The organism is Nonomuraea sp. C10, assembly GCF_008017515.1.
GTDB lineage: Bacteria > Actinomycetota > Actinomycetes > Streptosporangiales > Streptosporangiaceae > Nonomuraea > Nonomuraea ferruginea.
On the sequence record NZ_VPFF01000003.1, the window covers coordinates 1,777,525 to 1,801,123 of the forward strand.

The window sequence follows — 23,599 nt, forward strand, 5'->3', positions numbered from 1 at the left end:
TTTACTCTTTAGTGGGGGCCGCCGCCCTTGATAATCATGGGACTTCCCGGACCCGTGAAAACAGTCAAGGAACATCTGGTGTTACGCGGTGTACGAAGATTCTGGGTGGTGCTATGAGGGTGGGGACTGGGGAGTCCGCTGTCGTGCTCCTCGAAGCCGTACCACGCCATGCGTCGAGCATCTGGACGCGCGCTTACCTGCGGCTCCTGTTATCCGGGGACACCGCCTGCGTGCTGCTGGCCTGTGCGGTGGTGCTCGGCATCCGGTTGCTCAACGGCGTCTACATCCCGGCGGAGGAGTTCCTCCTCGGCGTCGGGCTGGTCGCCGCCTGGCCGGTCGCGCTCGCGCTCGGCGGCGCCTACCGGCAGCGGGCCAACGGGGAAGGCACGGACGAGTTCAAGGCGGTGCTCAACGGCGGCGTCGGGCTGATGGCGGCCGTGGCCATCGGCGCCTACGCCACGCAGACGGTGATCGCGCGCAGCTTCGTGCTGGCGATGCTGCCGCTGGCGCTGATCGCCACGCTCTGCTTCCGCTACCGGATGCGTAAACGCCTGCACCGCAGGAGAGCGGTGGGCGAGTACATGCGCGAGGTCATCGCGGTCGGCCACCGGGAGTCGATCCTCGACCTGGTGATGCAGTTCCGCCGGCAGCCGTACCACGGGATGCGGGTCGTGGGCGCCTGCCTGCCGGCCGAGCGGCAGGACGACGACCTGGACGGGATCCCGATCCTGGGCACGTTCGCGGACGTCGCCGGCGTGGTGACGCGCACCGGGGCGGACGCGGTCGCCGTGCTCGCCTGCCCCGAACTGGACGGGGCGGCGCTGCGCCGGCTGGCGTGGAGCCTGGAGACCTCACGCACCGACCTGTTCGTCGCCCCGGCGCTGCTGGACGTGGCCGGGCCGCGGATCAGCATCCGCCCGGTCGCCGGGATGCCGCTGCTGCACGTGGAGCACCCCGAGTTCGACGGGGCGAGACAGTTCGTCAAGAGCGTGTTCGACCGGCTGGTCGCGGCGGCGGCGCTGCTCGTGCTGGCCCTGCCGCTGCTCGCCATCGCGGTGCTGATCCGGGTCACGAGCGCCGGACCGGCGCTGTTCCACCAGACCAGGGTGGGCCGGCGCGGCAAGGAGTTCCGGCTGGTCAAGTTCCGGACCATGGTCACGGACGCGGAGCGGCTCAAGGACGGGCTGGCCGGCGCGAACGAGTTCGACAGCGTGCTGTTCAAGATGCGGAACGATCCAAGGATCACCGGGATCGGCGCTTTCCTGCGCCGCTACTCACTGGACGAGCTGCCGCAGCTGCTCAACGTGGTGCGCGGCGAGATGTCGCTGGTGGGCCCGCGGCCGCCGCTGCGCGAGGAGGTCGCCCAGTACGGCGCCGACGTGCGCCGCCGCCTCGTCGTCAAGCCGGGCCTGACCGGACTCTGGCAGGTCAGCGGCCGCTCCGACCTGACCTGGGAGGAGTCGGTCCGGCTCGATCTGCGGTACGTGGAGAACTGGTCGCTCGTCCTCGACCTGCAGATCCTGTGGAAGACCTGGTCCGTGGTGGCGCGTGGAGAAGGGGCGTACTGACGGTGAAAGCACTCGTGCTCGCCGGGGGGTCGGGCACACGGCTGAGGCCGATCACGCACACCTCGGCCAAGCAGCTCGTGCCGGTCGCGAACAAACCGGTGCTGTTCTACGGGCTGGAGGCGATCGCCGCCGCCGGGATCCGCGAGGCGGGGCTCGTGGTGGGCGACACCTGGGCGGAGATCGAGGCGGCCGTCGGCGACGGCTCCGCCTTCGGGCTGGAGGTCACCTACCTGCGCCAGGAGGCGCCGCTCGGGCTGGCGCACGGCGTGCTGATCGCCCGCGACTACCTGGGCGACGACGACTTCGTCATGTACCTGGGCGACAACTTCGTCGTGGGCGGCATCACCGGCCTGGTGGAGCGCTTCGCCAGTGAGCGGCCGGCGGCGCAGATCATGCTGACCCGGGTCGGCGACCCGAGACAGTTCGGGGTGGCCGAGCTGGACGCGGCCGGCCGGGTCGTCCGCCTGGAGGAGAAACCGGCGTCCCCGAAAAGCGACCTCGCGCTGGTCGGCGTCTACCTGTTCAGCCCGGCCGTGCACGCGGCGGTGGCCGAGCTGAAGCCGTCGTGGCGGGGCGAGCTGGAGATCACCGACGCGATCCAGTGGCTCCTGGAGACCGGGCTGCGGGTGGAGTCGTCCGTGATCACCGGCTACTGGAAGGACACCGGCAACGTCGCCGACATGCTGGAGGTCAACCGGCTCGTGCTGGAGTGGCTCGACGCGGGGACGTACGGCCGGGTCGACGCCGCCAGCGAGCTGATCGGCCGGGTGCGGGTCGAGGCGGGCGCCGTCGTGGAGCGGTCACGGCTGGTCGGCCCGGCGATCGTCGGGGCGGGCGCGGTCGTCCGCGACTCGTACGTGGGCCCGTACACCTCGATCGGGGCGGGCTGCGCGGTGACGCGGAGCGAGGTCGAGTACTCGATCCTGATGCCGAGGGCGTCGATCGACGGGGTGGGCCGGATCGAGCAGTCGCTCATCGGGCACGACGTCGAGGTCACCCGGGCGCCCGACACGCCGAGGGCCCACCGGCTCGTGCTGGGCGATCACAGCAAGGTACAGATCAGTTCATGAAGAGGATCCTGGTGACCGGCGGTGCGGGGTTCATCGGCTCGCACTTCGTCCACGGGCTCGCCGGCGCCGACGTGACGGTGCTGGACAAGCTCACCTACGCGGGCAACCGCGCCAACCTGGACGGTGCCCCGCACACGTTCGTGCACGGCGACGTCTGCGACGCGGGCCTGCTGGCCGAGGTGGTGCCGGGCCACGACCTGGTGGTCAACTTCGCGGCCGAGTCGCACGTCGACCGGTCGATCGACGGCGCGGCCGAGTTCGTCCGCACGAACGTGCTCGGCACGCAGACGCTGCTGCAGGCGTGCCTGGACGCGGGGGTGCCGCGGGTGGTGCAGGTCTCCACCGACGAGGTGTACGGGACGATCGACGAGGGGTCGTGGACGGAGGACGCGCCGCTGCGACCGCGTTCGCCCTACGCCGCGTCGAAGGCGGGCGGCGACCTCATCGCCCGGTCGTACGCGATCACGTACGGGCTGAACGTGTCGATCACCCGGTGCGGCAACAACTACGGGCCGCGCCAGTACCCGGAGAAGGTCATCCCGCTCTTCGTGACGAACCTGATGCGCGGCCGGAAGGTGCCGCTCTACGGCGACGGCGGGAACGTGCGCGACTGGATCCACGTCGAGGACCACTGCGCGGGCATCCGCCTGGTGGCCGAGGTGGGCGAACCGGGCGAGGTCTACCACATCGCGGGCACCGCCGAGCTGACGAACAGGGAGCTGACCGGCCGCCTTCTGGAGGCGTGCGGCAAGGGGTGGGACATGGTGGAACACGTCGAGGACCGCAAGGGGCACGACCGGCGGTACTCGCTGGACGACGGGAAGCTGCGCGGGCTCGGCTACCGGCCGCGGATCCCGTTCGAGCAGGGGCTGAAGGAGACCGTCCGCTGGTACGCGGCCAACCGCGACTGGTGGGCCGGCTTATGAGATGGCTGGTCACCGGCGGCCGGGGCATGCTGGCCGCCGACGTGCTGCACCGGATCGCCGTGACGGGGGAGCCGGTGCTCGCGCTCGGCCGCGACGAGCTGGACCTGTGCGACGCCCGCGCGGTGCGCGACTTCGTCGGCGCCTACCGGCCGAGAGTGGTGGTCAACTGCGCCGGTTGGACGGCGGTCGACCTGGCCGAGACGCGCGAGACCGAGGCCATGGAGGTCAACGGCACGGCGGTGGGCACGTTGGCCCGGGTCTGCGAGCGGGCCGGGGCGCGGCTGGTGCACCTGTCGACGGACTACGTCTTCGACGGCACGGCCGCCGGGCCCTACCCGGAGGACGCGGAGCCCTCGCCGGTCAACGCCTACGGCCGGACGAAGCTGGCGGGTGAGCGGGCGGCGCTGGAGCACGGGCAGTACGTGGTCCGCACGGCCTGGCTCTACGGCGCGGGCGGGCCGAACTTCGTCCGCACGATGACGCGGCTGGCGGCCACCCGCCCCGTCGTGGACGTCGTGGACGACCAGCGCGGCCAGCCCACGTGGTCCGCCGACCTGGCCGACCACCTGGTCCGGCTGGCCCAGTCTGACCTGCCGCCGGGGGTCTACCACGCGGTCAGCGCAGGCGAGACCACCTGGTACGGGCTGGCCAGGGAGGTGTTCGCGCTGCTGGGCGAGGACCCGGACCGGGTCCGGCCGGTGCCTTCGACGGCCTTCCCCCGCCCGGCCCGGCGCCCCGCCACCAGCCTGCTCGCCGTCACGAGAGGCGAGCCGATCCGGCACTGGCGCGACGCCCTGCACGCCGCCTGGCCGGTGCTGACCGGGAGGGTGCCGCACGCCGGGCAGGCGGTCGGGAAGGTGGGCTGGTGAAGCCTCTCGGCATCGACGGCGCCTGGCTGCACACTCCGGTCGTGCATCACGACACCCGGGGCGCGTTCGCGGAGGCCCTACGCGCGGATCTGCTGCCCCGGGCGTTCGAGCTCGCCCAGGTCAACTGTTCCGTCTCGCGGCGCGGGGTGCTGCGGGGGTTGCACTTCGCGGACGTGCCGCCGGGGCAGGCGAAGTACGTGATGTGCGTGTCCGGGGCGATCCTGGACGTGGTGGTGGACCTGCGCGCGGGCTCGCCCACGTTCGGCCGGTGGGAGACGGTCGTGCTGGACGACGAGGAGCGCACCGCGACGCTGATCGCGGAGGGGCTCGGCCACGGGTTCATCACGCTGAGCGACCGGGCGACCGTCGTCTACCTGTGCACGGCACCGTACACCCCGGCCAGGGAGCACGGCGTGCACCCGCTCGACCCGGACCTCGGCATCGCCTGGCCCGCCGAGCTGGAGCCGGTGCTGTCGGAGAAGGACGCGGCCGCGCCCTCGCTGAAGGAGGCGCTCGACGCCGGGCTGCTGCCCTCGTACGAGCGGTGCCGGGAGTTCTACAAGGGAGCGATGGCATGACGACCTGCCGCCTCTGCGGGGCCGGCGACCTGGCCTCGGTGGTGGACCTGGGGGCCACCCCGCCGTGCGAGCGGATACTCACCGCCGCGCAGCTCGACGAGCCCGAGGTCACCTACCCGCTGCACCTGCGGGTGTGCACCGCGTGCTGGCTGGCGCAGCTGCCGCCGCTGATCACGCCGGAGGAGACGTTCACCGACTACGCCTACTTCTCCTCCTACTCGACGTCGTGGGTGGAGCACGCGCGCGCGTTCGTGGCCGGGCTGCCGCTGCGGCCGGGCGCGTTCGTGGTGGAGGTGGCCAGCAACGACGGCTACCTGCTGCGGCACGTGGTCGAGCGGGGCGTGCGCTGCCTGGGCATCGAGCCGTCGGTGAACGTGGGCGAGGCCGCCCGCCGGGCCGGCGTGCCGACGGTGACCGCGTTCCTCACCCCCGAGACGGCCAGGGCGGTCGTGCGGGAGCACGGCAGGGCCGACCACGTGGTGGCGAACAACGTGTACGCGCACATCCCCGACGTGGTCGGCTTCACCGAAGGGCTGCGCACGCTCGTCGTCGACGACGGATGGGTGTCGATCGAGGTGCAGCACCTGCTGACGCTGATCGAGCGCAACCAGTACGACACGATCTACCACGAGCACTTCCAGTACTACACGGTCGCCTCGGCCCAGCGGGCATTGGCGAGCGGCGGGCTGACGCTGGTGGACGTCGAGCTGCTGCCCACCCACGGCGGCTCGATCCGGCTCTGGGCGCGGCCGGAAGGCACGCCGGGGCAGCGGGTGCGCGACGCGCTGGCCCTGGAGAAGGCCGCCGGGCTGCACGACCTGTCCGGCTACCTGGGCTTCGCGGCCCGGGTCGCCAAGGTCCGGCGCGACCTGCTCGGCTTCCTCGTCGGCGCGGCCGAGGCCGGCAAGACCGTGGTCGGCTACGGGGCTCCAGGCAAGGGCAACACGCTGCTCAACCACTGCGGCGTCCGGCCCGACCTGCTCGCCTACACGGTGGATCGCAACCCGTACAAGCACGGCAAGTTCACCCCCGGCGCGCGCATCCCGGTCTTCGAGCCCGGCAGGATCGCCGCCGACCGGCCCGACTACGTGCTCGTCCTGCCCTGGAACCTGCGGGACGAGCTGGTCGGGCAGCTCTCCTATGTCCACGACTGGGGAGGCCGGCTGGTCTTCCCCATCCCCGAGTTGGAGGTCGTGTGAAGGTCGTCCTCTTCTGCGGCGGGTACGGCACGCGGATGCGCACCGGCGCACCCGGGGACGCGCCCAAGCCCATGCAGCTCGTCGGCCCGAGACCGCTGATCTGGCACGTGATGCGCTACTACGCGCACTGGGGGCACAAGGAGTTCGTGCTCTGCCTCGGCTACGGGGCCCACCAGATCAAGGACTTCTTCCTCCATTACGAGGAGACCGCGTCCAACGACTTCGTGCTCCGGCAGGGCCGGGTCGAGCTGCTGGCCAACGACATCTCCGACTGGACGATCTCGTTCGTGCACACCGGCGTCGAGTCGTCCATCGGCGAGCGGCTGCGCCGGGTCCGCGAGCATCTCGGCGGGGACGAGATGTTCCTGGCCAACTACGCCGACGTGCTGAGCGACGCGCCGCTGCCCGACATGATCGACCGGTTCGCCCGGTCGGACGCTGGCGCCTCGCTGATGGTGGTGCCGCCGCCCGGCACCTTCCACTGCGTGGAGGTCGAGGAGGGCGGCCTGGTCGGGCAGATCACCGCCGTCACCGAGATGCCGTTATGGGTGAACGGCGGCTACTTCGTCCTGCGCCAGGAGATCTTCGACCACATCCCGGAGGGCGGTGACCTGCTCGTCGACGGCTGCCGGGAGCTGGCCAAGCGCGGCCGGCTGCTCGCGTACCCGTACCGCGGCTACTGGCGGCCCACCGACACCGTCAACCAGCGCGTCGAGCTGGACCGCGCCTACGCCCGCGGCGACCGGCCGTGGGCCGTCTGGGAGCCCGCCGCATGATCGACCTGGTGCCCGGCGAGCTGCGCCGGATCGCCGTACTCGGCGCGCACTGCGACGACGTCGCCATCGGCGCCGGCGGCACGCTGCTGACCCTCTGCGCCGCCCGTCCGGGGATCCGGGTGGAGGCGCTGGTGCTGTCGGGCGGCGGCACCCGGCGCGAGAGCGAGGAACGCGACGCGCTCGCGGCCTTCTGCCCGGGCGCCGACCTGCGCGTGACGGTCGGCAAGATGCCCGACGGGCGGCTGCCCGCGCACTGGGACGAGGCCAAGCGGGCGGTGGAGGACCTGCGCGTCAGGATCTCGCCCGACCTGATACTCGCGCCGCACCCCGGCGACGCCCACCAGGACCACCGGGGGCTGGCGGAGCTGGTGACCACCGCGTTCCGCGACCACCTGGTGCTCGGGTACGAGATCGTCAAGTGGGACGGCGACCTCGGCCGCCCGAACGCCTACCAGCCGCTCATGCCGGCGGTCGCCGAGGCCAAGGTCGCCCTGCTGTGGGAGCACTACCCGTCGCAGCGCCGCCGCTCCTGGTTCGACAGGGAGGCGTTCACCGGGCTGGCCAGGATCCGCGGGATCGAATGCCAGACGCGCTACGCCGAGGCCTTCTACCTGCGCAAACTCACTCTCGACCTCGCTGGAGGCTGATCCGCATGCGCGTTCTGCTCACCGGGCACCTGGGATACCTGGGCACCGTGATGGCGCCGGTGCTCGCCGCCGCCGGCCACGAGGTGACCGGGCTCGACTCCGGGCTGTTCGCCGACTGCGTGCTGGGCCCGGATCCCGCGGATCCGCCGGGCCACCGGACGGACCTGCGCGACGTGCCCGCCGGGCTGCTCGACGGCTTCGACGCGGTGGTCCACCTGGCGGCGCTGTCGAACGACCCGCTGGGCGCGCTGGCCCCCGAGCTGACCTACGCCATCAACCACACGGCCTCCGTCCGGCTGGCCAGGCTGGCGCGGGACGCGGGCGTGCGCCGCTTCCTGTACGCCTCCACCTGCTCGGTGTACGGGGCCTCGGGCGGGGACGAGCTGCTGGGCGAGGACGCGCCGCTGCGGCCGGTCACCCCGTACGCGGAGTCGAAGGTGCGGGTGGAGGACGACCTGGCGGCGCTGGCCGACGACGACTTCTCGCCGGTCTACCTGCGCAACGCCACCGCGTTCGGGTTCTCGCCCCGGCTGCGGGCCGACATCGTGCTGAACAACCTGGTCGCGCACGCCCACCTGACCGGCACCGTGCGGGTCCTGTCGGACGGCACGCCGTGGCGGCCGCTGGTGCACGCGGCCGACATCGCCGAGGCGTTCGCCGCCGCGCTGGCCGCGCCGCGCGAGGCGGTGCACGACCGGGCGTTCAACGTCGGCTGGGAGCAGAACAACCTGACCGTCGCCGAGATCGCCGAGCACGTGGTGGAGGCGGTGCCCGGCGCCGAACTGCTCATCACCGGTGAGAGCGGGGCCGACCCGCGCTCGTACCGGGTGGACTTCTCCCGCATCAGGGCCGCGCTGCCCGGCTTCCACGCCCGGTGGACGGTCAAGGCGGGGGCGGTCGAGCTGGCCGACACCTACCGCGAGCACGGGCTGACCGCGCACGGCTTCGAACGGCGCTTCACCCGGCTGGCCAGGCTCGCCGACCGCCGCGCCGACGGCACCGTCACCCCGGAGCTGCGCGCGTGACCGGTGAGGAGATGCACGCCCTGGTCGAGCGGCTCTACCCGGTCTGCCGCTCCATCACCGGCGACGGCGTGCGCCGCACGCTGAAGATCGTCGGCGAGCACCTGCCGCTCGACGTGCACGAGGTGCCCACCGGGACGCAGGTGCTCGACTGGACGGTGCCCAAGGAGTGGAACATCCGCGACGCGTACGTCAAGGATCCCTCCGGGGCCAGGGTGATCGACTTCCGGCGGCTCAACCTGCACGTGGTGGGCTACAGCGTGCCGGTGCGCGGCACGTACACGCTGGAGGAGCTGCGGCCGCGGCTGCACACGCTGCCCGACCAGCCGGACCTGGTGCCGTACCGGACCAGCTACTACAGCGAGACGTGGGGGTTCTGCCTCAGTCAGCGGACGCTCGACGGGCTCGGTGAGGGGCCGTACGAGGTGATGGTCGACGCCACGCTGGCCGACGGGCACCTCACCTACGGCGAGCACGTCGTGCGCGGCACCAGCGACGAGGAGGTGCTGATCTCCTGCCACGTGTGCCACCCGTCGCTGGCCAACGACAACCTGGCCGGGATCGCCGTCGCCGTCGCGCTCGCCGCCCGGCTGGAGGCGCAGCGGCCGTCACTGCGGCTGACGTACCGGTTCGTGTTCGCGCCCGGCACGATCGGCGCGATCACCTGGCTGGCGCGCAACCGCGACCGGCTCGGCCGGATCGGGGCCGGGCTGACGCTCGCCTGCGCCGGCGACCCCGGCCCGCTCACCTACAAGCGCAGCAGGCGCGGCGACGCGGGCGTGGACCGCGCGCTGGCGCACGTGCTCGCCGGCCGGCCGCACACGATCCTCGACTTCTCCCCGTACGGGTACGACGAGCGTCAGTACTGCTCGCCCGGCTTCGACCTGCCGGTCGGCAGCCTCACCAGGACCCCGTACGCGGGCTACCCCGAGTACCACACCTCCGGCGACCACCCGGGCTTCGTCACCGCCGAAGCCATGGCCGACACGCTGGAGACGCTCTGGGAGGCGGTGCGCGTGCTCGAACGCGACGGCCGCTACCGGAACCTCAGCCCGTACGGCGAGCCGCAGCTCGGCAGACGCGGCCTGTACGGGTCGATCGGCGGGCGCAGTGACACGCGAGAGGCGCAGCTGGCGATGTTATGGGTGCTGAACCAGTCCGACGGCGGCCACAGCCTGCTGGACGTCGCGGACCGGTCGGGCCTGCCCTTCGACATGGTCGCCGACGCCGCCGCCGCGCTCGAAGGCGCCGGGCTGCTCAAACGGGAGGACTGATGGAGCTGCGTGTGGGCGACCTCGTCGAGGTCCGCGGCCGGGAGGAGATCCTGGCCACGCTGGACGAGCGGGGCGAGCTGGAGAACCTGCCGTTCATGCCGGAGATGCTGCGCTACTGCGGGCGGCGGCTGACCGTGCACAAGGTGGCGCACAAGCTCTGCGACACGATCAGCCGCAGCGGCATGCGCAAGATGGAGCGCGCCGTCCACCTCACCGGCGCCCGCTGCGACGGGGCCGCGCACGGCGGCTGCCAGACCGCCTGCTCCCTCTACTGGAAGGAGGCCTGGCTCAGGAAGGTCGAGCCGGGCGATCCGCCGCGGCCCGCCGCGTCGTCGCCGAGGCTGCTGCCGCTGCTCCAGGTCAACACCCGCAAGGGCGCGGACGCGTACTCCTGCCAGGCCACCGAGCTGCTCAGGGCCGCACCCACCTGCCTGCCGTTCCGCGACCTCGGCCAGTACGTCACCGACGTGCGCAGCGGGAACGCCGGGGCGCCCGCGGTGGCGCGGGCGTTCCTGGTCGGGCTGTTCAACCGGTTCCAGGAGGCGAGCAAGAAGATCCTGCCGCGCCGGCTGTGGATCAGGCGCGGGCTGCGCTGGGGGTTCGTCGAGGGGCGGGCCGGCCGGACCACGCCCACCGGCAAGCTCGACCTCCAGCCGGGCGAGCTGGTCAGGATCAAGCCGAAGGACGACATCCTCGCCACGCTCGACGACGACCTGCTCAACCGCGGGCTCGGCTTCGAGGAGGAGATGGCCCGCCACTGCGGCCGCACCGCCCGGGTGCGCGCCAGGGTGGAGCGCTGCCTGGACGAGAAGACCGGGCGGATGCTGCACATGAAGAACCCCTGCATCATCCTCGACGACCTCGTCTGCGAAGGGGTCTACAACGCGAACTGCCCGCGCGAGTTCGTCCCGTTCTGGCGGGAGATCTGGCTGGAGAGGGTCGAGGACGGTACGTGAGCGACGTCGGCGAGGTCGGCCGCAAAGCGGGCCGCGGCCTGCGCTGGAGCCTGCTCGGCAACGTGGTCATGAAGGCCGGCTCGTTCGCGATGAGCCTGGTCCTGGCCCGGCTGCTGACGAACGACGACTTCGGCGTGTTCGCCATCGCGCTGGCGGCCAGCCAGTTCGTCATCCACGTCAACGACGCCGGGGTCATCGCCGCCACCGTGCAGTGGCGCGGCAGGCTGGAGGAGATCGCGCCGACCGCGACCGTCGTCGCCATCGCCTCCAGCCTCACCCTGTACGGGCTGTTCTGGGTGATCGCGCCCTTCTACGCGAGCTTCGCCGGCAACGAGGACGCCACCTGGGTGATCCGCATCCTCATGGCCACCAACGTCGTCTACGGGCTGACGGCGGTGCGCAGCGCCGCCCTGATGCGCCGCTTCGAGCAGGACAAGCTGGCCTGGGCCAACCTGGCCGGGTTCGGCGCCAACGCGGCCGTCTCCATCACCCTGGCCGCGGACGGCGCCGGGGCCTACAGCTTCGCCTGGGGGCAGCTCAGCGGGGCCGCGCTCACCGGCGTGCTGGTGCTGGTGCTCGCCCGGGTGCGGATCGCGTTCGGCTTCGACCGGGTGCTGGCCGCCCGGCTGCTCCGCTTCGGGCTGCCGCTCTGCGTCGGGCTCGGCATCGAGGGGCTGCTGCTCAACGTCGACGTGGTGATCGTCGGGGACACCCTCGGCACCGCCCAGCTCGGCTTCTACCTGCTCGCCTACAACATCGCGGCCTGGGTGCCGGGCATCATCGGCACCGCCCTGCGGTACGTGGCGCTGCCCAGCTTCTCGCGGCTGGCCGAGGAAGGGCCGGCCGCGATCCAGGAGGGGGTGCGGCGGGCGGTCCCGCTGCTGGGCTGCCTCGTGCTGCCGATCGCGGCGGTCATGTGCGTGCTCGCACCCGCGCTGGTGGAGTTCCTGTACGAGCCGCGCTGGCTGCCCTCGGCCCAGGTGCTGCGGTTCCTGGCGATCGTGATGGCCGTGCGGATGCTCAGCCTGCTGATCACCGACATCCTGGCCGGGCTGGGCATCACCAGGGCGACCCTCTGGGTGAACGTGTGCTGGGCGCTCGCGCTGGTGCCCGCCCTGCTCGTCGGCGCTCGTACGGGCGGCATCCAGGGGGCCGCGACGGCGCACGCGGTGGTCGCGGTGGTGCTGGCGCTGCCGCTGCTGGCGCTCGCGCTGCGCCGGGCCGGGGTGCCCGTCGGGCTGTTCGCCGCCGGGCTGGCCAGGCCGCTGCTCGCCGCCGTCCTCGCCGGGGTGGCCATGGCCGGGCTCGCCACCGTGGTCGACGGGGCGTTCCTGGAGCTGTGCGTCGCCGGCGGGGCCGGGCTGCTGCTGTTCGTGCTCGTCGCGGTGCCGCGCGCCGCGCTCCTGCATCTCGTACGCCATCTTGTACACGGAGGGAGGGCCCATGTCGGCCGCTGATCTGGTCTCGATCGCGCTGCCGGTGCGCAACGGCGCCGACCGGCTGGAAGGGGTGATCGGGTCGGTGCTCGCCCAGGACCACCAGAACCTGGAGCTGGTCATCTCCGACAACGCCTCCACCGACGGCACGGAGGAGCTCTGCCGCGACCTGGCCGCCTCCGACCCCCGGATCGTCTACCACCGGCATCCGGAGAACGTCGGCCTGCTCAACAACTTCGTGCACGCCGCCCGCGTCTCGCGCGGCGCGTACGTGCGCTGGATCGGCGACGACGACCGGCTCGACCCGCCCTGCGTCTCCCGGGGGCTGGCCGCGTTCGCCGCGGACGAGCGGGTCGTGCTGGTCACCACCCAGGTCGCCTACACCGGCCCCGACGGCGCGCCGCGCACCGCCGCCTACGACGGCACCGCGCTGTCCTCCGGCGACCCGGTGACCCGCTTCGCCGAGCTGCTCAGGCTGCTGAACGAGAGCCACCTGCTGATCGACCCGCTGTACGGGATGCTGCGCCGCTCGGTGGCCACCGGCATCCCGCGCCGCAACATGCTGCGCGAGGACGAGGTGTTCGCCGCCAAACTGGCGCTGGCCGGGCCGTGGGCGCACGTGCCCGAGGTGCTGGCGCACCGCAACTGGCGGGTGGAGCGCATCTCGGGCGTGGCCAGGCGGCTCGGCGTGCCCGCCTGGCAGTCGCACCTGGCCAACACGCTGCAGTGCCGGGAACTGCTGTCCTGGCTGGGCCGGGCGGGCCTGACCGAGGACCAGCGGCGGCGGGCGCGCGTGGAGGTGCTCAGGATGTACGCGCGACGGCAGCGGCGGACGGTGACGCACCGTGGTCGACGAGTTGGCCGCAAGCTGCTTTCCCTCGCCCGCCTGGTGTAACACGCCGAATGAACCGTGCGATTTCCTCTTTGTACCGTTATATGCGACGGGGGCGGATGTAGTGGGCTTTTGGAAGACCGTTGTCGGCCTGGCCCTGAGGAAGTCCGTCGGGCCCCCGGTCGTGGTGGCGGCCGTCCTGCTGGCCCTGGCCGGCTGGCTCCTGGTCCCGGACCGGTACGTGTCGACCGCGTCCATGGTGCTCACCGTGCCCGCCAGCGGCGGCACGCTGGAGACCCTGCCCGAGTCCAAGCCGGGGCTGACCAACCCGCTCCTGCAGTTCAACGACGCGCTCCGGACCACCGCCGGCATCCTCATCCTGGCCACGAACACGCCCGAGGTCGCGGCCTCACTCGGGGTCGCCGAGGACGGGCCGACCTCCCTCACGATCAACGACGGGCGCACCAACCCCGACCTGCTGGGCATCAGCACCAACGGGCCGTTCGTGTACGTCGAGGTGGAGAGCACCTCGCCGCGGGTGGTCAGGGAGGTCATGGCCAAGGCGCAGCAGCGGGTCAAGCTGGAGCTGGCCGAGCGGCAGGTGGCCCTGGACGCGCCGATCAGCACGCACATCGGCATCCTCGACGTCATGCCCGCCTCCGTGCCCAAGCCCATCGTCCAGGGCCGCCTGATGGCCGCCGCCGGCGGCGCCTTCGCCGGCGTCACGCTCGGCCTGGCCCTGGCCTTCGCGATCACCCGGCTCGGCGTCCCCTCCCGCCTCCGCCTGCAGGCCCCCGAGAGGGGCGTCGCCTCTCCTGAGGGCGCCACGGGCGCGCTCGCGGCGGTAGGTGTCGCCTCTCCAAAGGGCTCCGCGGCCACCGGAAGCGGTCACTCCGCCGGCGACGGAATCGGGGCGGGGACCGAACCGCGCCGCAACGGAACGCCCCTTGAACGGACCACGCTCCCGGCCTTCCCCCTTACGGTGGAGGAGCTGAGCTTGGGAGGCGACCCCCTCCCGGCCAAAGCTTCCGGCAAGGCCGAGGCTTCCGGCGAGGCCGAGGACGTCGGCGACACCCAGCAGTTCCGGGTCGTCGGCGGGGACACCGGGCCGATCGAGGTGGTGACCCGCGAGGGTCAGCCCGACTCCACCACCTGAGCGCACCGCCGGATCGCCGCCAGCCTGGACTCCATGGGCGTGTTCGACTTGGCCGAGATCATCATCCCCACCGCGTCGGCCCCCAGCCGGTCGGCGAAGGCCAGCGCCGTCGCCTCGTCCCACGGCTCGTGGTTGTAGCTCAGATGGCAGATCGAGGTGTTCACCGGCGGCGCCGCCTTCAGCACCTCGTCCACGAAGACCCCGTACAGGATGAACTCGGAGATGTGCAGCCGGGAGTTGAAGGCGTCCAGCCAGTCCCGTCCCGTCACCTCGGTGATGCGCCGCTGCATGGCGCGCACGATGTGCGGGTCCCAGAACGTCAGCGCGGTCACGTAGTCGGGCAGCGGGGGCGGCGGCGGTGGCGGCAGCCCCAGCAGCTCGCGCGCGACGTGGTGCCAGAGCACGTGCCGCTCCATCGAGGCGGTGACGCCTTCTTCGAGGCGGTACAGGCACAGCCGGCCGTCCCGGGTGAACGACGTCGCGTCGGTCGGCCGTACCAGCACGGCGTCGGAGTCGACGATGAGCATGGCGTCGGCGTCGATCAGCCCGGCGGCGGCGATCTTGACGGTCTGCTGCATCACCCAGCCGCGCAAAGGCGGCCACGGGCGGCGGGAGTTGACGTACACGTCCGTGCCGGGCATCCGCAGGTAGCGGCGGGGCAGCAGTTCGGAGCGGACCCACACGTGGCAGCGCGGCCCCTGGTACGGGGCGAACAGCTCCTTGTCGCCGGGCGGCACGAACACGTGGTGGATGGTGTCCTCGGAGGTGTGCTCCAGCACCGACCGGTGCAGGAGGGCGAACAGTTCGGCGTCTTGGGCGTAGGACGGCGTGATGACCGCCAGCTTGCTCAAGGGGGGCTCCCATCGAGTCCGGTGACCTGGGCGCAGCGCTGGATGGCGGCCAGACGCGCCGCCACGGGGGTCCGCGACTTGGCGGAGATCATCATGCCGATCGCCCGGGGTCCCAGCCGTTCGGCGAAGGCCACGGCGCCGGCGTGGTCGAGCGGGGTGCGGTCCCACCGGCTGTGGCACATCGCGGTGTCGCCGGGCGGCGACGTCTTCAGCACCTCGTCGACGAAGACCCCGTACACGATGAACTCCGACACCCGCAGGTGGGCCGTGAAGGCGACCAGCCAGTCGCGGCCGGTGGCCTCCTCGATCCGCGCGATCATGGCGCGCACCACGGCCGGGTCCCAGCAGGCCAGCGAGCTGACGTAGTCGGGCAGCGGCGGGGTGGCGGTGCCGGGCAGGCCGAGCAGGTCACGGGCGGCGCGGTGCCAGGTGACGTGCTCGGGCATGCCGTCGTGCACGGCGCCGTCGGCCCGGTACAGGACGGTCTGGCCGTCGCGGACGAAGTGCTCGGGCCCGGCGTCGCGGACCAGGACCACGTCGGAGTCGGCGACCAGCACCACCCGCGCGTCCAGCCGGGCCGTCACGGCGATCTTCGCCGCCTGCTGGACGACCCAGCCGCGCAGCGGCGGCCACGGCCGCGCCGGGTCGATCCAGAGCGCGGTGCCGGGCAGGTGGGTGATGCGGCGGGGGAGGATCTCCGGGTACGTCCACACCCGGCAGCGCGGCCCCGCATACCCGGCGAACAGGGCGCGGTCCGAGGCGGGCACGACCACGTGGTGGACGGTGCCGCCGGGGGTGTGCTCCAGGACCGAGCGGTGCAGGTGGGCGAAGAGGTCGGCGTCGGGCCGGTAGGTGGGCGTGACGACGGCCAAATCGCTCATGAAGACCTCTCCAGTCCCCCGTGAAACGCCCCTCTTATCCATATCGCGGGGGTTTGTGGGGTGTTACAGGGGTTTCTGCAACGCTCCACCCCGGCTCGCGCTGCGCGGTGTCAACCGGCGACGGCGTCTTCTGGACCCGGTGTCGGCGGGAGCGCTCGGACCGCCGATTCGGCGTTGGCCGACGCCACCAGTTCCGGAGTCCCGAGCGGCCGCGTGGCCTGCTCGGCGCCCTTGAGTTCGACCAGGTCACTCTCGACGACCTTGAGCGTTCGGAACTTGCGTGCCGTGATCATGACCCGTCCCTCCATCGAGCCGATGGTGTCGTTGTAGGACTTGACCGACCGGTCGAGGGACTTGCCCAGGGCGTTCAGGTGCCCGCCCATGACCGACAGCCGGTCGTACAGTTCCCGGCCGAGCTCGTACACCTGCTTCAGGTTGTCCTGCAGCGCGGCTTGGGTCCACGCGAACGCGACGGTCCGGAGCAGACCGATCAGGGAGGTCGGCGTCGCGATCAGCACGTTCTTGGAGATCGCGTACTCCTGGAGGGACGGGTCCTTCTCCAAGGCCGGCTGAAGAAAGGCGTCACTGGGCACGAACAGCACGACGAACTCCGGCGAAGCGGCGACCTGCCGGAAGTACTCCTTGCCGCCGAGGGCGTCCACATGCTTGCGCAGATGACGGGCGTGGTCAGCCCAGTGCTTGTCCACCTCGGCGTCCTCGACGGCCTCGACCGCGGCCATGAACGCGGCCATCGGGACCTTGGCGTCCACGACGACGTGCTTGCGGCCGGCCAGGCGGACCACCAGGTCGGGTCGGACCGCGCTCTCGTCACCGGCGAAGTGCACCTGGGTGTCGAAGTCACAGTGTTCGACGAGCCCCGCCAGCTCCACGGCCCTTTTGAGGTGCATCTCGCCCCACTGCCCGCGCACTTGCGGCTTCTTGAGCGCCTCGACCAGGGCACGCGTCTCTTTCCGGGTGCGGTGCCCCTCCTCCGTCAGGGTGTTCAGCTGCTGGTTGAGCGCGGCCTCGGCCGCGACGCGAGTGTTGGTGAACTCCTTGAGCTGCCGGTCCATCTCCGTCAACTGCTCGCGGACCGGCTTGCTGACCGCGCCCAAGGTGGCTTCGGCCCTGGTCACCAACTCGTCCTGGGACTTCTTCAGCATGTCGGCCGCCGTCGCGCGCAGGGTCTTCTCCAGGAGCTGGTTGTTGTCCGCGCGCGTCTGGTCGAGCTCCTGGCGGACGGCATGCACCGACGCCGCCTGCTCCAGCAGAGCCTGCTTCTGCATGGTCAGCTCGTTGATCTGCGCCCTGAGGGCTTGGATCTCCGTGCGCAGTTCCGTCTCCCTGCCCGCCGAGGCCGCGATCGAGACCTCGGCCTCGCGAAGCCGGCGTCCGGTCTCCGCTTTCTCGCCCTGTTCCGCCTCGAGCATCAGCTGCAGGCGCCGGGCATCGGCTTCCCTCCTCTGAAAGCCGTTCCGAACCGCGTCCAGCTCGGCGGAGAGCCTGCCGAGCTGTTCGTCCAACCCACGGCGCTCGGTCAGCGCGGCGGTGTGGGCCTGCCCCAGCTCGGCGAGCTGCCGCCGCGCCATGTCCCGCTCCGCGAGCAGGGCATCCGCACGCTCGCTGGCCTGATTCCGCCGTTCCTCGGCGATCTTCAGAGCGGTGCGGTCGGCGGTGGCGCGGCTGCGGGCGATCAAGTACGCGATCGTGGCGCTGACCAGCGTCAGCACGAGCGCCAGCACGACGAGGTACGCGGGAGTCATGGACAGCACGTCAGCCCACCCGCTTCCAGTCCTGGCAGCCCTTGGTCTCGAAGTACTCACCCTTCTTGAGGGTCACCCTCGTCTGGCCGCTGACGTTGCCGTTGGCGATGATGGCGCCGAACTCCCCTGAGGCGTCCTTCAAACGCGCCCAGTAGCAGGTGAAGCTGTCGGTGCCCGAGGTCTTGTACGTGCCGGGCTTGATGTCCTCACCGACGAGGTACTGGCCGTCACCGGGGGCGGTGGACAGGGGGCCGGTCTCCGCCGTCTGGCCCGGTTCGACGTCCGCGGGCGCGGTGTCCGCTATCTCGGTCACCGTGACGGTGGGACGTGGCCCAGCGGCGCTGGTCCCCGCCTCGTCGCTCGAGCCGATGACGATCCCGAGGAGCAGAGAAACGAACGCGGTCAGGCTGTAGGTGAGCCACCGGCGGCCGCGACGTGTCGGCTGTGGCGGATAGATCGGTGCGTTGGCCTGCATCCAGGGCTGTGGGTACGGCGGCTCCGGATAGGAGCTTGTGCCGGGGCTCTGGTTGGTCATGTCGAGTCCTCTCGCGGTCGGACTTCGAGCCCGAAGTGATTGACGAGAGAACTGTTTCTCAGGCTGCTTGACGAGCGCTAAATTCGTTCCGATAACCCAACTTGTCAACATTTACTACGTGAATAAATCGAGAGCAGTGGTGATGTGCTTGAGGATCCGCCAGCGGCTTTCGAGCAGTGCCCCCGTGGTCACCCGTGAGCAAGAGGATTGGTTGACCGTCAGGGATGTGCGGGGGTGATGTCGGTGTGCGGGAAATCCTCGCCTTTGAACAGCAGGGGCTGGTCGAGGTCTTTGGCGAGAGCGTAGGCGAAACAGTCGCCCATGTTGAGCTTGGCCTTGGAGTTGTTGCCCTTGCCATAGATCTGGTACGCCCGGCGCGCAATCCTGGCCTGATTGGGTGTTACGGGCTCGATGATGAGACTCATCTCGTCGACGAGTGTGTCGAAGGCGTTGCGCATGGCCTCACCGCGGTTGTCCGCCACGATGGCCGCTTCGACGTAGTTGACAGCCGAGATGCGACACACGGCTGCGGCGATGGCGTGGGCGAATTGGGTGGCCTCTGGCTCACCGTTGATGACGGCAATGATGGCGCTGGAATCGATGATCATGCGGGAAGGCCAGTGTCCGGATCGTACAGATCTTCAACGGACAGTCGGTCACGACCGAGGCGGGTTCGCATGTCAGCGGCAATGCTCAGGATACGTTCGGCTCTGCCGGCGGCTTCGGAGCGGCGTTCCAGCGCATCCAGACGGCGTTCGAGCACTTGAGCAGCGTGCTGGGTTTCCTCGGCCAACCGGATGACCCGGCGGGCGAGGTCATGAAGGGGCTCGTGTTCGAGGTCCACGCTCACCGTCGCTCGACTCCCTCTGCTGCGACGCCTGTGTTGCACCTTCAGCGTAACCGGTGACCGAGCCTTGCTCGCGCCGATGGGCCTTTGCCGTTCAACGGGCCTCGCCCCTGAGTAGGGCGCCCCAGATCCGTTCCGTCTCCGCCGTCAACGTCCACACCGTCTCATGGACCACGCCATCGGCGGATCTCCGGACGAACGAGAGCCCGCCCGCGACGCAGACCTCGTAACAGGGTGCGCAACCACTGCACGTGTGCCGCCGAACCCGGAACCGGACACACCGGGCAGCGGGGCTCGCCCAGGCGATCCGTTCATGACCTTCCTGGGGAGGAGCCACGTGAAGGCCGTGATACTCCTCCAACGGGTCCGGTGCCCGGCTCATCGTCGGCCTGCCGTACGGGGCAGCGCGAACCAGGTCGCCTTGCCCGCCAGCCCAGGGCACGTGGCGAACCCCTGCGGAACGCAGCCGTACAGCCCGGCCGACAGCTCCGCCACGATCAGCAGGCCCCGCCAGTGCTCGGCTTGAGCATCCGTACCCCGGCGCACCGGGCGAACGGCTCCGGCATCGACCACCATGCACACCACTTCGGCCGGATCGACCCGTACCACCAGCTCGTACGGCGCGTCACCGTACAGAACCGCGTTCGTGACCAGCTCGCTGACCATCAGCACGGCGTCGTCAACCAGATCCCGCCCCAGACCGACCAGCAGGAGCGCGCGCCGGACCAGGTCACGGGCATCACCGACCGCACGGGCGTCATCCCGAAGCCGCCAGACCATGCTCCGCCCGACAGAGCCGGAACGCTCCGCCACAGCGGCCTTCGCCGATTGCGCGACTCCCGGCACGATCTCGCCGAACAAGGAAGCTTTTCCGTACATTTTTATCCCTTTTCTAGAAATGTCGATTTGCTCCCGCTCTAGGTATGTCACCAAATTTCCGTCTGCAGCGTTGCGGTTGTCCATTTCCTGTCATGGTCAGAGATCGGGCGGAAACCTTTGACTTTCAGTCTGCCCAGGTGAAGACTCATCTTGTAGAAGAAATCGGTGCACAATCGAGTCCCAAAAACCTCCTTCAAATGGGGCTCGTCGTCAACATCTGTCAGCACCCGTCAAGATGCCGGGGATACGGGTGAGGGGATGGTCATGGGCAACGACCTTGATCCGCGTCTAACACCAGTTCAGCGCTTCGGCAGAGAGCTAGCCCGCACACGTAGGGAGCACGAACTGACGCAGTCGACTCTTGGCAAGCGCTTGGACTGCTCGTCATCCCTCGTCGCGCATATCGAAAAAGGGGATCGCAAGCCGAAACCGGATTTCGCCGCGGGCTGTGACCAGGTGTTCGGCACAGGCGACCGCTTCGCCCGCCTGTGCCGCAGCATCACATCTCCGTCCGGGCCAGGCTGGTACCTCCGATGGACGGACGAGATCGAGCCCTCGGCCCGTGTTCTCAGAAGCTGGGATCCCCTCCTGATCCCTGGCCTGCTCCAGTCCGAGGACTACGCCAGGGCAGTCTTTCGGGGCGGTCTCGCGGGGATCTCAGACCGAAGCGTTGAGGATGGCGTCAGCGCTCGCATGCACCGCCAGCTCATCCTCGACACCGAAGCACCGCCCACACTGTGGGTCCTCATTGATGAGTCGGTGCTTCGTCGCCCTGTCGGGGGTCCGCTCGTCATGACCGCGCAACTGGAGCATCTCCTTGCCGTTGCCGACCGCCCCTACATCACGGTACAAGTCGTCCCCTTCGACACTCCGTGTACTACCGGCCTGCTGTCCAGCTTCATCATCGCTGAGCTACTGGACAGCCCCACGGCTGTATCGGTGGACTCCGCAGGTAGAGGCGAGGTATCAGCTGAACACGACTTCGTTGCGCTGATCTGGGATAGATATGACAAACTACGAGCAGAGGCTTACCGTCCCGGACAGTCTCTAGAGATGATCGAGGAAGCCCGAGACCAATGGAAGCTCAAGACCTGATCCATGCGGACCTCCAGCGGGCGGCATGGAGGAAGAGTTCCCACAGCGGCGACAACGGCGGAAACTGCATCGAGATCGCCAGCAATATCCCCGGAATCATCGCCGTGCGTGACAGCAAGAACCCGAACGGCCCCGCGCTCGTCTTCACCCCGGGTGAGTGGCGAGCCTTCCTCAGCGGTGTCAAGCTCGGCGAGTTCGACGCATAGCCTGACTGCCCTCGGACAGCGAGACTTCTGTCATCCCCTTTGAGGGATATGGGTCGTTTTCATATCGCATTCGCAAGCGCCTCACCGTTTCCGGTAGTCAGGCGCTTGTTACACCATCGACCAAGCGCCCAACCGGCAGGCGGCATATGACGGCGGGAACGATATCTGCCGTCCCTCCTGATCGTCCTTGGGCCTGACTTGACACACCGCAGAGGCACGAGAGTCGCGTCGACAGGTCAGCCCATGGGCACGGCCGAAGGCGACACCGCGTACAAGGTCACCAACGGCACCAACGACCTGGAGTCGCCGGCGACCGGGCCGCCGGTGTTCGTCGAGCGGATCAGGTGGTCGGCGATCATCTGCTTTCCGCTGTGACGTCGAAGCGCACCCACGTTTCGCTGTGTCCTGTTCGTCATGCCAAAGCGGTGGCGTGGCCGAGGTGGGCGGTGGCATCCAGATCCATGGCCACCGCGGTGAGCTTCGCCTGGATGGCGGAGATCGCGTCGTCGCCCAGCGCCAGCCGCAGCGGAGGCTTCGGCAGGTCGAGCACGGTCAGGACGGCGCGGGCGGCCTTATCCGGATCGCCGGGCTGGTTCCCGTGAGAAGTCGTCAACGAGGACCGCGTCAATCCGACCGTGTCCTCGTACCCGGGGATCAACTCGCTCAGGTGAAGCGCCGGACCGGCGAACCCGGTTCGGAAGGCTCCCGGTTCGACGATGATGACGTTGATCCCGAATGGCCGGACCTCAGCTGCGAGCGCTTCGCTGGCCTGTTCCAACGCCCCCTTCGCCGCGCAGTAGGCGCCGACACCGGCGAAGGACAGCAGCCCACCCATGCTGCTGACCTGGATGATCGCCCCGCTGCCCCGCTCGCGCATCTGACGCAGTGCCAATCGGGTCAGTCGCAGTGGGGCGTGGAACATCACCTCGAACGCGTCGCGGAGCTCCTCCTCAGTGGTCTCTTCGATCGCGCCCACAATTCCGTAGCCGGCGTTGTTGACGAGCACATCGATACGGCCGGCGGCCTCGACCGCGCGTCCGCAGGCGGCGGCGTCGCGCACGTCCAGTTCGGCGACCGTCACCCGGCCCGGGTGCTCGGCTGCTACCTCGGCCATGGCCTGAGGGCGGCGGACCGCGGCGACCACCACGTCGCCGGCCGCGAGCGCGGCCCGGGTCAAGGCGGCTCCCAGGCCGCTGTTGGCGCCGGTGATCAACCATCGGCGAGGGTTCTGAGCTGTGCTCACTGTGATCCTTTCTCGGCGCCTCCGGCCGGTTGCCCGAGGCACAGTGATGACGATGGCCTCACCCCGCTACCGCCGATATGGCCCAAAGGTGGAAAATCGACTCGTGGCAGACGCGCTCGACAAACCGCATCCCATACCCCGCTCATTGCCGGTCGGGGAACCGATGGCGGTCGCCGACTATCGGCGGCTGGTCGGCGTGGTGGAGGCGGTCGACCGGGCGACGGATCTGCGGGTGTTCCAGGAACGCCTGGCGCGGGCCCTGCAGAGTTGGTTCGGTTATGCCGGGATCGCGGTCCTGCACGGGGGCACCCTGCGGGAGGCCGTGGAAGGCGGCTGCGGTGTTCAGGGCGGTTACTCTCGACGTTTTCTTGACGACTACGCCGCCCGCTGGGCAGACGCTGACCCGTTCCGCACAGAGCGGGCTCACCGGCTGCTGATGGCCGCCGGGGTGGTCACTTTGAACGAGGTGGCTCCGGATCACGAGTACGCCGAGCGGTTCTTGCGGCCGTACGGAATCACCGGCAAGGTCGGCGCCGTGATCGACGGCGGACCGGCGGGGGTGCTCTACGTCGGCATGGCGGTGCGCGACAGCCCGCACGTGTCCGCTCGAGACCTGGCGGTGCTGCGGGCGCTGCGGCGCCATCTCGCCCCGCTGGCCGTCGAGCAGTTGAGACGTCACCGCGAGCGGACGGCCTTCCGCACCGACTGGCACTTGACGCGCCGGGAGTGGGAGGTGGCCCGGCTCGCCGCTCAGGGCCTGACCAACCGGCAGATCGCCGACCGGCTGTTCGTCGGAGTCGATACCGTCAAAAAGCATCTCACCCGGGTACTGGACGGGACCGGCTGCGCCAGCCGCGTTCATCTCGCCGCTCGCTGGCGGGAGTGGGCAGGCACCGGTGGAGTGAGAAACGGCACCGCGCCGGCTGATGAACCAGGATGAGTGGCAACAACTGCGGCTGTGGTTCAAGGAACGGTTCCTGTAACGCTCCA

Annotated in this window: 26 protein-coding genes; 18 read left to right on the top strand and 8 right to left on the bottom strand. The window is 70.2% G+C overall.

Annotation, left to right across the window (positions count from 1 at the left end):
- Nucleotides 1–113: 113 nt before the first annotated feature.
- The 14 genes from FR742_RS40170 (at nt 114) to FR742_RS40235 (ending at nt 14,309) form a co-directional block, all read left to right on the top strand.
- Nucleotides 114–1,568, top strand: coding sequence for a sugar transferase (locus FR742_RS40170; protein ID WP_148036430.1), 1,455 nt, complete (start codon nt 114–116; stop codon nt 1,566–1,568).
- Between the two features lie 2 nt (nt 1,569–1,570).
- Entirely contained in the window at nt 1,571–2,638 is a 1,068-nt protein-coding gene (locus FR742_RS40175) for a glucose-1-phosphate thymidylyltransferase (RefSeq protein WP_148036431.1), read from the top strand.
- Nucleotides 2,635–3,564 (top strand): dTDP-glucose 4,6-dehydratase, encoded by a 930-nt coding sequence (gene rfbB, locus FR742_RS40180; protein WP_148036432.1) that lies wholly within the window; start codon nt 2,635–2,637, stop codon nt 3,562–3,564. The genes FR742_RS40175 and rfbB overlap by 4 nt, the downstream gene beginning before the upstream one ends.
- Entirely contained in the window at nt 3,561–4,433 is an 873-nt protein-coding gene (gene rfbD, locus FR742_RS40185; RefSeq protein ID WP_148036433.1) for a dTDP-4-dehydrorhamnose reductase, read from the top strand. Before rfbB ends, rfbD begins: the two co-directional genes overlap by 4 nt.
- Nucleotides 4,430–5,011, top strand: a complete 582-nt coding sequence (locus FR742_RS40190; RefSeq protein ID WP_148036434.1) for a dTDP-4-dehydrorhamnose 3,5-epimerase family protein — start codon at nt 4,430–4,432, stop codon at nt 5,009–5,011. Before rfbD ends, FR742_RS40190 begins: the two co-directional genes overlap by 4 nt.
- Nucleotides 5,008–6,210, top strand: a complete 1,203-nt coding sequence (locus FR742_RS40195) for a class I SAM-dependent methyltransferase (protein ID WP_148036435.1) — start codon at nt 5,008–5,010, stop codon at nt 6,208–6,210. Before FR742_RS40190 ends, FR742_RS40195 begins: the two co-directional genes overlap by 4 nt.
- On the top strand, nt 6,207–6,986 hold the full coding sequence (locus tag FR742_RS40200) for a glucose-1-phosphate cytidylyltransferase (protein ID WP_148036436.1): 780 nt from the start codon (nt 6,207–6,209) through the stop codon (nt 6,984–6,986). The genes FR742_RS40195 and FR742_RS40200 overlap by 4 nt, the downstream gene beginning before the upstream one ends.
- Nucleotides 6,983–7,633, top strand: a complete 651-nt coding sequence (locus FR742_RS40205; protein WP_148036437.1) for a PIG-L deacetylase family protein — start codon at nt 6,983–6,985, stop codon at nt 7,631–7,633. Before FR742_RS40200 ends, FR742_RS40205 begins: the two co-directional genes overlap by 4 nt.
- Nucleotides 7,634–7,638: 5 nt before the next feature.
- Entirely contained in the window at nt 7,639–8,658 is a 1,020-nt protein-coding gene (locus FR742_RS40210) for an NAD(P)-dependent oxidoreductase (RefSeq protein WP_148036438.1), read from the top strand.
- Nucleotides 8,655–9,929, top strand: coding sequence for a DUF4910 domain-containing protein (locus FR742_RS40215; protein ID WP_222709269.1), 1,275 nt, complete (start codon nt 8,655–8,657; stop codon nt 9,927–9,929). The genes FR742_RS40210 and FR742_RS40215 overlap by 4 nt, the downstream gene beginning before the upstream one ends.
- Nucleotides 9,929–10,885 (top strand): hypothetical protein, encoded by a 957-nt coding sequence (locus FR742_RS40220; protein WP_148036439.1) that lies wholly within the window; start codon nt 9,929–9,931, stop codon nt 10,883–10,885. Before FR742_RS40215 ends, FR742_RS40220 begins: the two co-directional genes overlap by 1 nt.
- On the top strand, nt 10,882–12,342 hold the full coding sequence (locus FR742_RS40225) for an oligosaccharide flippase family protein (RefSeq protein WP_261809041.1): 1,461 nt from the start codon (nt 10,882–10,884) through the stop codon (nt 12,340–12,342). The genes FR742_RS40220 and FR742_RS40225 overlap by 4 nt, the downstream gene beginning before the upstream one ends.
- Nucleotides 12,329–13,216 carry a glycosyltransferase family 2 protein gene (locus FR742_RS40230; protein WP_148036440.1) on the top strand — a complete coding sequence of 296 codons (888 nt, stop codon included), beginning with the start codon at nt 12,329–12,331 and terminating at the stop codon, nt 13,214–13,216. The genes FR742_RS40225 and FR742_RS40230 overlap by 14 nt, the downstream gene beginning before the upstream one ends.
- Before the next feature lie 61 nt (nt 13,217–13,277).
- The gene (locus FR742_RS40235; RefSeq protein WP_148036441.1) at nt 13,278–14,309 is read left to right on the top strand and encodes a hypothetical protein; all 1,032 of its coding nucleotides are present in this window, start codon (nt 13,278–13,280) and stop codon (nt 14,307–14,309) included.
- On the opposite strand, the gene FR742_RS40240 is transcribed toward FR742_RS40235, so the two are convergent.
- From FR742_RS40240 to FR742_RS40275, 7 genes are all read right to left on the bottom strand, one after another.
- Nucleotides 14,288–15,160 (bottom strand): DUF6492 family protein, encoded by an 873-nt coding sequence (locus tag FR742_RS40240; RefSeq protein WP_148036442.1) that lies wholly within the window; start codon nt 15,158–15,160, stop codon nt 14,288–14,290. The two genes, FR742_RS40235 and FR742_RS40240, sit on opposite strands and share 22 nt — an antisense overlap.
- Nucleotides 15,157–16,041, bottom strand: a complete 885-nt coding sequence (locus tag FR742_RS40245) for a DUF6492 family protein (RefSeq protein WP_148036443.1) — start codon at nt 16,039–16,041, stop codon at nt 15,157–15,159. Before FR742_RS40245 ends, FR742_RS40240 begins: the two co-directional genes overlap by 4 nt.
- Nucleotides 16,042–16,151: 110 nt before the next feature.
- Nucleotides 16,152–17,804, bottom strand: a complete 1,653-nt coding sequence (gene rmuC, locus FR742_RS40250; protein WP_148036444.1) for a DNA recombination protein RmuC — start codon at nt 17,802–17,804, stop codon at nt 16,152–16,154.
- Between the two features lie 10 nt (nt 17,805–17,814).
- On the bottom strand, nt 17,815–18,339 hold the full coding sequence (locus tag FR742_RS40255; RefSeq protein ID WP_222709270.1) for a hypothetical protein: 525 nt from the start codon (nt 18,337–18,339) through the stop codon (nt 17,815–17,817).
- Between the two features lie 218 nt (nt 18,340–18,557).
- The gene (locus tag FR742_RS40260) at nt 18,558–18,947 is read right to left on the bottom strand and encodes a type II toxin-antitoxin system VapC family toxin (RefSeq protein WP_148036445.1); all 390 of its coding nucleotides are present in this window, start codon (nt 18,945–18,947) and stop codon (nt 18,558–18,560) included.
- Nucleotides 18,944–19,189 (bottom strand): hypothetical protein, encoded by a 246-nt coding sequence (locus FR742_RS40265; protein WP_148036446.1) that lies wholly within the window; start codon nt 19,187–19,189, stop codon nt 18,944–18,946. Before FR742_RS40265 ends, FR742_RS40260 begins: the two co-directional genes overlap by 4 nt.
- 375 nt (nt 19,190–19,564) lie before the next feature.
- Nucleotides 19,565–20,149 carry an anti-sigma regulatory factor gene (locus tag FR742_RS40275; RefSeq protein ID WP_148036448.1) on the bottom strand — a complete coding sequence of 195 codons (585 nt, stop codon included), beginning with the start codon at nt 20,147–20,149 and terminating at the stop codon, nt 19,565–19,567.
- Nucleotides 20,150–20,329: 180 nt separating this feature from the next.
- On the opposite strand from FR742_RS40275, the gene FR742_RS40280 reads away from it, so the two are divergent.
- From FR742_RS40280 to FR742_RS46255, 3 genes are all read left to right on the top strand, one after another.
- Nucleotides 20,330–21,160: a helix-turn-helix transcriptional regulator gene (locus FR742_RS40280; protein WP_187281597.1), complete on the top strand. Its 831-nt coding sequence runs from the start codon at nt 20,330–20,332 to the stop codon at nt 21,158–21,160.
- Nucleotides 21,142–21,366 carry a DUF397 domain-containing protein gene (locus tag FR742_RS40285; protein WP_148036450.1) on the top strand — a complete coding sequence of 75 codons (225 nt, stop codon included), beginning with the start codon at nt 21,142–21,144 and terminating at the stop codon, nt 21,364–21,366. The genes FR742_RS40280 and FR742_RS40285 overlap by 19 nt, the downstream gene beginning before the upstream one ends.
- A 243-nt stretch (nt 21,367–21,609) precedes the next feature.
- Nucleotides 21,610–21,741: a hypothetical protein gene (locus FR742_RS46255; RefSeq protein WP_261809042.1), complete on the top strand. Its 132-nt coding sequence runs from the start codon at nt 21,610–21,612 to the stop codon at nt 21,739–21,741.
- Between the two features lie 37 nt (nt 21,742–21,778).
- On the opposite strand, the gene FR742_RS40290 is transcribed toward FR742_RS46255, so the two are convergent.
- Nucleotides 21,779–22,579 carry an SDR family NAD(P)-dependent oxidoreductase gene (locus FR742_RS40290; RefSeq protein WP_222709271.1) on the bottom strand — a complete coding sequence of 267 codons (801 nt, stop codon included), beginning with the start codon at nt 22,577–22,579 and terminating at the stop codon, nt 21,779–21,781.
- A 133-nt stretch (nt 22,580–22,712) separates the two neighbouring features.
- On the opposite strand from FR742_RS40290, the gene FR742_RS46260 reads away from it, so the two are divergent.
- Nucleotides 22,713–23,549: a LuxR C-terminal-related transcriptional regulator gene (locus FR742_RS46260; protein ID WP_261809043.1), complete on the top strand. Its 837-nt coding sequence runs from the start codon at nt 22,713–22,715 to the stop codon at nt 23,547–23,549.
- The last annotated feature ends 50 nt before the right edge of the window (nt 23,550–23,599 follow it).